The sequence below is a fragment of the Mesorhizobium sp. M7A.F.Ca.CA.002.05.1.1 genome, from assembly GCF_003998335.1.
Classification (GTDB): domain Bacteria; phylum Pseudomonadota; class Alphaproteobacteria; order Rhizobiales; family Rhizobiaceae; genus Mesorhizobium.
On record NZ_RZQI01000100.1, the window covers coordinates 1 to 11,185 of the forward strand.

Here is an 11,185-nt window from a genome sequence, read left to right on the forward strand (position 1 = left end):
CTTGGCCCCCTCGACCGGGACGACCTCGATCTCGGCGCCGATGGCGCCTGCGGCCTCCATTTGTTTCACCGCCGCGAAGACCTCCATGGCGGTGTCGGCGGTCTTGCCTACCGCCTTGAAGCCGCCGGTCCAGGTGGCCCGTGACGGGATCAGCCCGACATGGCCGATCACCGGGATATTGTCATCGGCCATCCGCTTGATCGTGGCGTAGCCGGCGCTGCAATAGACCGCGTCGGCGCCGGCCTTGTAGAGCCGGAAAGCCCAGCGCACGAAATCGTCCGCCGTTCCGATCTCGTAGAAATTGTCGCCCGGCATGGTGAACAGGCTGGGTGCGGCGTCCCGGTATTGCGGGTTGAGCACCAGTTCGGGCGGCACCGAGACGATGTCGACCCCTGCGCGCTCCGCGGCCTCGGCCTCGTCCATCGTCAGCACGCGCAGCATGGTCAGCTGTCGCTTGCCCTTCATGGCGCGCAAATCCGCCACCGTCGGTCTTTTTCGGCTCATCAAATGGGTTCCCTCAGTTGCATTCGGCGGCAGGTCAGCCGATCTGGATCATCACTTTGCCAGCCTCGACCTTCACTGGATAGGTGGCGAGATTGACGCATACCGGTGCGCCTCGGGCCACACCCGTCTTGTAGTTGAAGCGGCCATTGTGCTTGGGGCATTCGATGATGTCGTCCATCACCAGCCCATCGGCCAGATGCGCCTTCTCATGCGTGCAGTACCCGTCGGTTGCGAAATACTCGTCATCGGGACTGCGATAGATGGCGAAGGTACGCCCGCCATGATCGAAGCGGATGACATCCTCTTCCTCGACATCGTCGACGCCACACGCTTCAACCCAGTCGGCCATCTGCCTCTCCCCTATTCCGCCGCTGCCGGAACGGTCAGCGCATGGAACTCGTCCCGATACGGCCGCGCCGTCGGCGGCAGCTCGCGCTTGAGGAAATAGTCCTCGTACTGAAGCTGCTTCAGCAGCACCGGCCAGACCTCGCGATAGGCATGCCACATCGAAGGGTTCGGCTCGGGCAGATCGTGCTTGATCAATTCATGCAGCCTCGGCAGCGCGTGATACGGCACCATCGGGAACATGTGATGTTCGACATGGTAGTTCATGTTCCAGTAGATGAAGCGGCTGATCGGGTTCATGTAGACGGTGCGCGTGTTCAGCCGGTGGTCGGTGACATTATCGGCCAGGCCGATATGCTGCAGCAGGCCGGTCAGCACCATGTGCCAGCTGCCGTAGAGGCGCGGCAGGCCGATAAGCACCAGCGGCAGGAACGACCACAGATAGAACGCCAGCGCGATCGCCGCGACATAGATGGCGACATGCCAGCGCGCGGCTGTGACCACCTTGTGAAGCTCCATCTCGGGAATAAAGCTTTTCTCGTCGGGCGAGATGCTGCCGAACGCATTGCGCACCAGCGTCGGCAGCGAATAGCGGAAATCGAGAATGCCGGTGAAGGCGAGTGCGGCACGCAGCAGGTCCGGCGGACGCATCACCGCGATCTCGGCGTCGCGGCCGACGATGATCGTGTCGGTGTGATGGCGGGCATGGCTCCAGCGCCAGGTCACCGGGTTGCGCATCAGCATGAAACTGGCGATCTGGTAGACGGCATCGTTCATCCAGCGCGTGCGGAAGGCGGTGCCGTGGCCGCACTCGTGCCAGCGCGAGTCGCTGGACGAGCCATAGAGCACGCCATAGACGAGCAGGAACGGCACCATCCACCACGTGCCCCAGAACCAGGCGATGCCGGCGGCGGAACCCAATATGGCAACGATCCAGATGATCGTGTCGCGGATCGCCGGCCCGTCCGAGCGTTGCATCAGCTCTTTCATCGCCTTGCGCGGCACATCGGTGTGATACCACTCGGCCGAGGCCAGCCCGGTCTCGATCGCGATGCGCGTGCTTTCCCCGACCAGGCTGTAGTCGCGCTTTTTCTCCATCACATCGACCTCCGATTTCCGGCCCGCCAGCCGGAGCATTCGTTTCGCATCATGCCCTGTCCGCCAATCCCGGAAAATTGCCCGACGGCACAGGATAATCCTGTTGCGGCTGCCTGGCGATCGACGCGATCTTTGCTTCGGCCGCGGCGATCGCGCCGGCGCCGTCGAGCACCCGGAACACCGCGTCATAAGAACGGCCTTCGCCATGCTCCAGCCAGATCATCTCGCCTCGCTCGCGCGCCGCGAGATTGCCCAAGACATGGTGTGTCGAGGGTTCTATGCCCAGCGCATACTGCCCTGCCTGGAAATTCTGCCATTGGTAGGCGCAAGGCAGCTGATCCTTGCGCGTGATCACTTCCAGGCCAAGCCCTATGCCGTCGTTGACCACCGCCACCGGCACCTCGCCATTGGCGTCGGCCGCCATCTCATGCTGCCAGACCTGCTCGCTGAAGCCCAGTCGCGGCGCCGGCACGGTGCGGTAGCCGACCTTCTGCGCCTCGTAGCGTTCGCCTGCATGGCCAGCCCAGACGACGTCGCGGATCGGCGCCAGATAGCGCGAACCCTCGTCGAGCAAGGGGTGGCTGACATTGACGTGGTAAAAATACATGTGCGGCGTGCGATTGAAGCCATGGTTGACGACGCGGTCCGACAGCCGGATCTCGTTGCCGCCGACATCGGCCTCGATACGCCGGATCAGATGCAAATCCTCGCCGAACACCGCCGATTGCTGAACGATGCCTTCGGCCCAAAGCACGCAGCGGTCGCCATCCCAGGCCTCGCCATAACCGGTCAACCGTGCCGGAATGGTGCCGACACGGCCGTGCAGCGAATGGATCACGGTCTTCTTGCCCGGGTAGTTGTAGCTATCGGCAGGCACCGCTTCGCGGCCCAATATGTGGTCGAGGCCGCAGGTGACAAGCAGGCCTGAAAACGAGCGCGCCCAGGCGAGGCCCCCTTCCCCCTCATAATCGTGTAGGCCGGGGTTGCGAAAGCCGCTCGGCGAATGCCAGCCGATCGCCTGGCCCTTGAAGTCGCAATCGGCGATGTCGAGCGCCCGGTCGACCAGCGCCGTGAAACGCAGGCCCGAGCCGGTGCGGAACTCGAGCATGCGGATGCCGCGTTCCACGCCGTCGCCAAGCGTCATCAGCCGCACGCCGGCAAATTGCGACAGCATGCCCGAACGTTCCGATACCTGCCGGCGCGAAAGCGTCTTGCCGTAGAGTTCTACCATGTGACGGCCAACTTCTTCACTTCGCTCTCGTCTCTTTCAGCAGGGCCGACATGTCGGCGCCGGTGATGATGCTTTCCACGGTCAGAAGATCGGTATCGGCAACCGTCTGCTCGGCGACGATCTCGCCGCGGCGCATGACGATGATGCGGTCGGCGACCTGGAACACGTGATGGATGTTGTGGGTGATCAAGAGCACCGAATGGCCGGCGTCACGCACCTCCTTGACGAAGCGCAGCACGCCATGGGTTTCCTCGACGCCGAGATTGTTGGTTGGTTCGTCGAGGATGATGACCTTGGCGGCGAACTGCATGGCGCGAGAAATCGCAATCGACTGCCGCTCGCCACCCGACAGCGTCGAGACCAGCGCATCGGCGTCGAGTTTTTTCGAGATGCCGACGCGCTTCAACAGCGCCGACGCCGCATCGCGCAATTTGGCGAAATCGAGCGGCGCGAACACGCCCAGCCATTTCAGCTTGACCGGTTCGCGCCCAAGGAAAAGATTGCGCGCAATGCTGAGATCCGGCGCCAGAGACGTATCCTGGTGGATGGTCTCGATGCCGAGGTCCATGGCATCGCGCGTCGAGCGGATCGAGACCTTCTCGCCGCGCACATAGATGTCGCCACGGTCGATCGGAAACACACCGGAAATCGCCTTGATCAGCGTCGATTTGCCGGCGCCATTGTCTCCGAGCAAGGCCACCACCTCACCCTCCTTGAGAGCAAAGGACGCATTCTTCAGCGCCCGAACGCTGCCGAAGGATTTTTGCAGATTCTGCAGCCGGAGAACTTCCATCGTCAGCCCCTTGCGGCGTTCTTCTGCAGCAAAGCGTGCAGGATGAGCATGGCGAGGATGATGAGGCCGACGAAGATGTTGTAGGCGAGGCCCGGCACGCCGATCAGCACGATGCCGTTGCGGATCGCGCGCAGCATCAGCGCGCCGACGATGGTGCCGAGGATCGTGCCGCGTCCGCCGGTCAGCGCCGTGCCGCCGACCACCACCATGGCGATCACTTCGAGCTCATAGCCGGTGCCGGCCACCGGTGAGGCGGCCGAGATGCGGAAGGCGCTGATCATGCCGGCCAGTCCCGCAAGGACCGAAGTCAGGATGAACAGCCACACCTTGACGGCGTCCGCCGGCACGCCGCGCGCCACCGCCGCGTTCCGGTTGGAGCCGATGGCGCTGATCCAGTTGCCGAGCTTGGCATAGCGCAGCACGTAGATCGCCAGCAGCGAGAGACCGATGAACCACCACAGCGAGGTGTAGAACCGGAACGACCCGACATTGAAGCTGCCGGCCAGCAGCGTGACGAAAAAGCCTGGCTGGTCCCAGGATTTCAGCGGAAAGCCCTGCGTGATGTAGAGCGCCGCCCCGCGCACCACGAGCAGCATGGACAGCGTGACCAGGAAGGACGAAATGCCGATCTTGGTGACGATCAGCCCGTTGATGGCGCCGATGGCGATGCACAGCAGAAGCCCGGCCAGAAGCGCGATGCCGATATCGACGCCTCCGTTCTGCACCAGAAGCATGACGACGACCGGCGCCAGCCCGAACACGGCACCAACCGACAGGTCGAATTCGCCCGCCGTCAGAAGCAGCGTCATGCCGAGCGCGATAATGCCGAGCTCGGGGAGGAACGCCATCATGTTGGAGATGTTGAGCGGCGACAGGAAATTGGCATCGGCGATGGCGAACACCGCGAGCAGGACAATGAGGATGACGAGCGAGGAGAATTGCGGCGAGCGCATAAGGCTCGATCTACGTTTCCCGACAGGCATTTCGTCTTCTGCGGCGATCATCATGACTGCTTGAACCATGCTTTGAAATGGTGCCCGCGGCCTGCGCCGCGGGCACCGGTTTTCACTTCGTGTCGTAGAGTTTCAGGATCGGTTCGACGCTCGAGGCGTCGTAGAGGCTGAAAGTATGGATGTCGTAGCCGATCGGTTCGCCCGACGCGGCGAGCCCGAGCAGCGCCACCGGCATGAAGCCTTGCGCAGACGGAAACTGCCAGGCGGCCGCGTTGACGAAGCCGGACTTCACGGCTTCCGCGGTTTCCTTCGAATTGCCCCAGCCGACGACCGGGATCTTGCCGGCCGGCACACCGGCGCCGTCGAACACCCGCTTGACGCTGGCCGCGACGGAATCGCCGAGCGCGATGATCGCCGGCGGATTGTTGGCCACCATATAGTCGGTCATCTTGGCAATGATGCCGGCCGGGTCGGTGCCGCAATCGACCACATCATATTTGATCCCCAACGGATCGAAGACGCTGGCGATGCCTTCGGTCTCCAGCTGCTGATAGCTGGCGCCAGGCACTTCCACCGGCAGGAACACCTTGTCGCCCTGCTTCACCATCTTGTGGTCGACAAGATACTTGGCCCAGATGACCCCCGCCTCCTTGAGATCGGCGCCGACATAGGCCTGCCGTCCGGTCGCCGGATCGTCTGTGTTGAAGAACACGATCGGGATCCCGGCCGCCTTGGCAGCCTTCACTTCCTCGGTCCACAGGCCCGGCTGGGCCGAGGTGGTGGCGATGCCGTCGGGCTTGGCCGCAAGCGCGGAATTGAAGGCCTCCTTCTGCGCCGCCATGTCGCCGCCGCTGAAGGAGATCTTGCAGGTCACCTTGAGCTGGTCGCAGGCTTTGGTCGCGCCGGCATTCCAGTCCAGCCAGAACGCATCCGACGGACCGCCATGCGACAGCAGATAGAACGTCTTCTGGCCATCCTGCGCCATTGCCGGCGAGGCAAATGCGATGCCCGCGAACACAGTCGCGGCCGCTGCCAGTTTCAATCCGAATTTCAACACTGCAATTCCTCCCTTGTTGTTGCTTCCAAGCCGGATGCACCGCCGGCAAAGGGCGACGCACAGCTGGTCAGAGACCGTTGGCGCGGAACTTGTCGTCGAGAAATTTCTTGGCCCTCGGCACGTCGTCTTCCGAAAGGTGTTCGATGATCACCGGGATGTTCGGGTTCTTCTGCGACAGGCGCTGCAGATAGAGGTCGTAGTTCAGCGAGCCGGTGCCCGGCGCGTTGAGGACCATCTCGCCAACGCCGCGGAAGGTGTGCGAGGCCAGCGCGTCGTCATCGCCGATGTCCGCATGCTTCTCGCTCTTGTCGTCGCCGGCTCGTGCGACATCCTTGGCATGCGCGATCTTGACCTTGTCGGCCAACGTGTCGAACACCTGGTTCAGCACCTTGTCCATCTGGTCGATGTTGTGGCTTTCGAAGTAGTTGGTCGGATCCATCAGCAGGCCGAGGCCCGGATGGTCGACCTGCGCGAACATCCTCACCGTTTCCTCGACCGAGCCGACGACATTGTTGACGTAGGTTTCGAGCAGGAACATTGAGCCGTGGTCATAGGCTTCCTGCGCCAGTTCGGAGATCGCCTTGCGGCACATCTCAAAACCCTCTTCGGACTTGTTCTTGGGATCGCTCATCCACTCGCTCTCGGTGTTGTAGGTACCGGTCTCCGAGATCACGTAAGGACTGCCGAGCTGGCGGGCGTTGCGGATGATTTCCTTCAGCCGATCGACATTCGCCTTGCGGTGCGCGAGGTCGGGATGAATGACATTGGTGTAGCCCGAGATGCAGCAGATCGGCAGGTCGTGGGCACGGAACGTGTCGCGAACCTTCTTGGCCTTATCCTTGGTGATCTGGCCGGCCGACAGGTCGATATCCTTGAAATGAAGGTCGAGCTGCACGGTGTTGAAACCGTGGCCACGGATCTTCTTCGCCGACTCTTCGAGGCCGTACGGGAAATAGCCCGTGAAAATACCTGCCTGCATCATAGTGTGAATTCCTCCCTGTAAGCGATTCAGTTGTCTGGTGTTTCAGTTGCGGTGATCAGGTAGCGATTTCGGAAAGCTTGACCGTGCGGCCCTCGTCGATCGAGCGATAACCCGCCTCGACCAGCGCCATGGTCTTGACGTTGTCGGCGACCGACAGCGCCGGCGGTGTGCCGGTCTTCACCGCGTGCTGGAGCTGCTCCATCACCCCGATAAAGGCATGCGGGAACCACATCGTGTCCCAGCTCGGACTGACCCACTCGCCTCCGGTCGTCTCGGTCGAGGCATAGGTCAGCGTCGAGGCAGCGCCCGTCGGCCAGCCAATGGTGCCCTTCGCGACCCCCTTGCTGCCGTCGACGCGCCAGTTGATGTGCTGGTCGTCCTTGTAGCCATCCTGACGCGGACCGGACCAGACATCCTCCAGCGACACGGCAAGCACACCGGACGGGAAGCGCAGCGTCGACACGGTGATGCCGTCGGAATGGTCGAATGTCGTGCGCGGATCCTTGCGTGTCAGCGTGGTGATCTCGTCGGGATCGCCGAACAGAAAGCGCAGCACGTCGAGATGATGCACGCTCATATTGGCGAGCGTCAGCCGGTCATAATCCTCGAGGAAGCTCTGCCAGTGCGGGATGGCGTGCATGTCGATCTGCGCGAAGACGATGTCGCCCAGCGCGCCGCTGTCGATGATCTGCTTCAAGACGCGCATCGACTGGTCGTAGCGCATGTTCTGGTTGACCGAGAGGATCTTGCCGGCCTTGGCCGCCTCGTCACGCAGCTTGACCGCTTCCTCGACCGACAAGGCCAACGGCTTCTGCGCCAGGATCGCCTTGATGTGCTTCTGCTTCAGCGCGTGACGGATCAGCGCCGGCTGCAGGTCGGGCGGGAAAGCAAGGTCGATGATCTCGACATTTTCGTCCTCGATCAGTTTTTCCGGTGTGTCGTGGACGGTCGGAATGCCCCAGCGCGTCGCCACCTTCTCGGCGCTGGTCCTGGTGCGCGAGGCGATTGCCACCACCGGGAACCCAGCTTCCTTGTAGGCGGCCAGATGGCACTCGGCCATGATCATGCCTGCGCCGACGCAGCCGATCTTGTATTCCTTCGTGCGGACCTTCACGTCCGGCTCGAAGCCCTTGTTTGCCATCTCTTCCTCCCGAAACTCATTCCTTGCGGCTGTCATCGTGCCAACGCTCCGCCGCTCTGTTCGAAATAATGCACTCTGGCCGGCTCGCAGGATATCGCCACCATGGCATCCGGCCGGATGTCGGGCTGACCGCGCAGCAATGCCTTCAGCCGCGCCTGCCCGGCAGCGAGCGTCACCACGGTGTAGCCGCCAAGCGGCTCGACCTCGAACACTCGCGCCGGGCGGCCCGGGCCCCCGTCCGCCCACGGTCTAACCTTGATGTCTTCCGGCCTCAGCCCGATCTCCACGGCGTCGGCGGGCGCTGTCTTGTCGTCGATGCGAATCGTGCCTTCAGCCGCTTCGACACCGCCCTCGCCGCGCGCCGATCTGAGGATGTTCATCATCGGCGAACCAAGCAGCCTTGCCACATAGGTGCTGGCCGGGCGGTCGTAGATCTCTGCCGGCGTACCGATCTGCCTGATCTTGCCGTCCTCCAGGATGGCGATGCGATCGGCGACCGACATCGCCTCTTCCTGGTCATGCGTGACGTAGATCAGCGTCTTGCCGAGTTCGCGCTGGATGCGCTTCAGCTCGACGCGCGTTTCCTCGCGCAGCCTGGCGTCGAGCGCCGAGATCGGATCGTCCATCAGATAGGCATTGGGATCGCGCACCAGAGCCCGCGCGATCGCCACGCGCTGCCGCTCCCCGCCCGAAAGCTGTCCCGGCGGCTTGTGCAGGATATGGCCGATATGCAGCTTCGCCGCGACGTCGGTGACCCGCCGCTTGATCTCGGTCTCGGCGACCCGGCGTTCGACAAGGGGAAAGCGGACATTTTCGAGCGCGCTCATATGCGGAAACAGCGCCAGGTTCTGGAACACCATCGCCACGTTGCGCTCGGCCGGCGACATCGCGTTGACCGGCCTGCCTCCGATCAGGATTTCGCCGGTGTCAGGTGTCTCCAGCCCGAGCACCAGGCGCAGGATCGTCGACTTGCCCGACAGCGGCGGTCCGAAGAAGCAGAAGAACTCATTGTCGTTGACGGTGAACGAGGCGTCGTCGACGGCAAGTGTGTTGCCGTAGCGTTTGGTCACGTTGCGAAAGACGATATCGGCCATGGCTCAGGTCGCTCCACGGATCAGTGACAGGTAGCGAACGCCGGCGCCGCCCCTCATCCGCCTGCCGGCACCTTCTCCCCGTATAGGGACGGGGAGAAGGGAGAAGCTCCAACGATGACGCCCCCCTCTCCCCGTCTCTACACGGGGAGAGGGTAAGGGTGAGGGGCGGCGCCAACTTGCGAAAATTTGCCGGACCAACATCTCAGCCTCCCACCCTCATGGCGCGGCCGGTGGCAGCGTCGAAGACGCGCACCGACGACGTAGTGGGGGCGATGACAGCGGTGTCGCCGATAGTCAGTCCGACATCATTGTCGAACACCGTTTTCACAGCCGCCTCGCCCTGGCCGAGATGAACGATGGTGCGCGCACCGATCCGTTCGACAAAGGTCACCGGCATTGCGAGGCCCTGCCCATTCTGCACCAACGTCGCCTGTTCAGGCCGGAATCCGTAAAGCACCTCGCCGCGCGCACCACGCATGGCCGCTGCGAGTTCGCCCGGCAGCGGCGGCGTGACGCCCAGCGGTCCGAGATCGACGACCAGTCCGCGGTCGCTCTCCGCTGGCCTGCCTTTGAGCAGGTTCATGCCCGGCGCACCGATAAAGCGGGCGACGAAGACATTGGCCGGATCGTTGTAGACCTCGAGCGGCGTGCCGACCTGCTGCAGCACGCCATGATCCATGACCGCGATGCGGTCGGCCATGGTCATCGCCTCAAGCTGATCGTGGGTGACATAGACCATGGTCTGGCGGAACTGCCGCTGCAGCTGCTTCAGTTCGGTGCGCATGACGGCCCGGAAAGCGGCGTCGACATTGGACAGCGGCTCGTCGAGCAGGAAGATCGCCGGCTCCATGATCGCCGAGCGGCCGATCGCCACCCGCTGCAAGATGTTGACCGACAGCCTGTCGGCCTTGCGGTCGAGCAGCGGCGTCAGCTGCAGCATCTCAGCGATAGCGCCGACACGGCGGTCGATCTCGGCTTTGGCAGCCCCTCGCATTTTTGGTCCATAGGCAAGGTTCTGGCGCACCGTCATATGCGTGAAGATGGCGTAGTTCTGGAAGACGAAGCCGACGCCGCGCCGGCCCATCGGCACGCCGGCCATGTCGCGCTCGCCAAACAGGATCTTGCCGCCGGTCGGCTCTTCCATGCCGGCGATCATGTTCATCGTCGTCGACTTGCCGCAGCCCGACGGGCCGAGCAGCGCCATGAACTCGCCGTCTGATATTGCCAGGTCCATGGTCTTGAGCGCGGTAAAGTCGCCGAATTTCTTGACCAGGTTCTGCAAGTGGATCGCGCTCATGCCGTTACCTCGCGTGCCCGCGCCATGCGCTTCATGGCAAACACCGCGACGATCGACAGCACGACCAGAATGGCCAGCGCGATCGCCGCCACATAGCCCCAGATCAAATCCTGAGTGGTGAGCTTGTAGATGTAGACCGAGATGGTTTCGGTGGCGACGCCTGGACCGCCGCCGGTCATGATGTAGAGCGTGTCGAAGATCTTGAAGTTCTCGATCACCCGGATCGCCAGCGCGATGATGATGATCGTCTTCATCTTCGGCAGCACGATGGTGACGAAGCGCTGCCAGGGATTGGCGCCGAGCAGCGTCGCCGCCTTGATCTGATCCTCCGGCACGCCGACCAGACCGGCAAGCAGGATGAGGAACATCAGCGGCGTCCACTGCCAGATGTCGGCGACCATCACCGCGATCAGCGCCAGAGTCGGATCCGACAGCCAGGCGATGGTGACGGGAGATCCGGTGAGCGCCGACAAGATGTCGTTCACCGGCCCTCTCGACTGGAACAGCATGAAGAACATGTAGCCGGCCACCGCCGGCACCACCATCATCGGCATCAGCAGGATCGAATAGAAGGCGCGCTTGCCCGGGAAATCGTCGGCAAACAGCGTCGCCAGCGCCAGCCCAAGCAGGAATTCCGCCGGCACGCAGACGATCATGACGATGGCCGTACGCTTCAGCGCGCTCCAGAAG

Annotated in this window: 12 protein-coding genes; all 12 read right to left on the minus strand. The window is 63.0% G+C overall.

Features of this window, described 5'->3' with window-relative positions; all coding sequences use genetic code 11:
• On the minus strand, positions 1–504 hold a 504-nt coding region (locus tag EN939_RS07830; protein ID WP_206528271.1), incomplete at its 3' end, for a 3-methyl-2-oxobutanoate hydroxymethyltransferase.
• 34 nt (positions 505–538) lie between these two features.
• The gene (locus tag EN939_RS07835) at positions 539–853 is read right to left on the minus strand and encodes a MocE family 2Fe-2S type ferredoxin (protein WP_013530832.1); all 315 of its coding nucleotides are present in this window, start codon (positions 851–853) and stop codon (positions 539–541) included.
• 11 nt (positions 854–864) lie between these two features.
• A complete protein-coding gene (locus EN939_RS07840) occupies positions 865–1,947 on the minus strand; it encodes a fatty acid desaturase family protein (protein ID WP_236383000.1) in 1,083 nt (360 codons plus the stop codon).
• A 49-nt stretch (positions 1,948–1,996) separates the two neighbouring features.
• Complete coding sequence (locus EN939_RS07845; protein ID WP_127267573.1) at positions 1,997–3,178, minus strand: aldose 1-epimerase family protein; 1,182 nt, start codon at positions 3,176–3,178, stop codon at positions 1,997–1,999.
• A gap of 16 nt (positions 3,179–3,194) precedes the next feature.
• A complete protein-coding gene (locus EN939_RS07850; protein ID WP_024501560.1) occupies positions 3,195–3,977 on the minus strand; it encodes an ATP-binding cassette domain-containing protein in 783 nt (260 codons plus the stop codon).
• Positions 3,974–4,975 carry an ABC transporter permease gene (locus tag EN939_RS07855; protein WP_127267579.1) on the minus strand — a complete coding sequence of 334 codons (1,002 nt, stop codon included), beginning with the start codon at positions 4,973–4,975 and terminating at the stop codon, positions 3,974–3,976. The genes EN939_RS07850 and EN939_RS07855 overlap by 4 nt, the downstream gene beginning before the upstream one ends.
• A gap of 61 nt (positions 4,976–5,036) precedes the next feature.
• Positions 5,037–5,981: a sugar ABC transporter substrate-binding protein gene (locus tag EN939_RS07860; protein WP_127267574.1), complete on the minus strand. Its 945-nt coding sequence runs from the start codon at positions 5,979–5,981 to the stop codon at positions 5,037–5,039.
• A gap of 67 nt (positions 5,982–6,048) precedes the next feature.
• Positions 6,049–6,963: a sugar phosphate isomerase/epimerase family protein gene (locus EN939_RS07865; RefSeq protein WP_127267575.1), complete on the minus strand. Its 915-nt coding sequence runs from the start codon at positions 6,961–6,963 to the stop codon at positions 6,049–6,051.
• Between the two features lie 55 nt (positions 6,964–7,018).
• A complete protein-coding gene (locus EN939_RS07870) occupies positions 7,019–8,104 on the minus strand; it encodes a Gfo/Idh/MocA family protein (RefSeq protein ID WP_127267576.1) in 1,086 nt (361 codons plus the stop codon).
• A gap of 32 nt (positions 8,105–8,136) precedes the next feature.
• Entirely contained in the window at positions 8,137–9,198 is a 1,062-nt protein-coding gene (locus EN939_RS07875; protein ID WP_127267577.1) for an ABC transporter ATP-binding protein, read from the minus strand.
• Positions 9,199–9,400: 202 nt separating this feature from the next.
• Positions 9,401–10,495 carry an ABC transporter ATP-binding protein gene (locus tag EN939_RS07880; RefSeq protein ID WP_127267578.1) on the minus strand — a complete coding sequence of 365 codons (1,095 nt, stop codon included), beginning with the start codon at positions 10,493–10,495 and terminating at the stop codon, positions 9,401–9,403.
• Positions 10,492–11,185, minus strand: a 694-nt coding sequence (locus tag EN939_RS07885) for a carbohydrate ABC transporter permease (RefSeq protein WP_164750910.1), incomplete at its 5' end; no start/stop codon positions are given. The genes EN939_RS07885 and EN939_RS07880, both read right to left, overlap by 4 nt.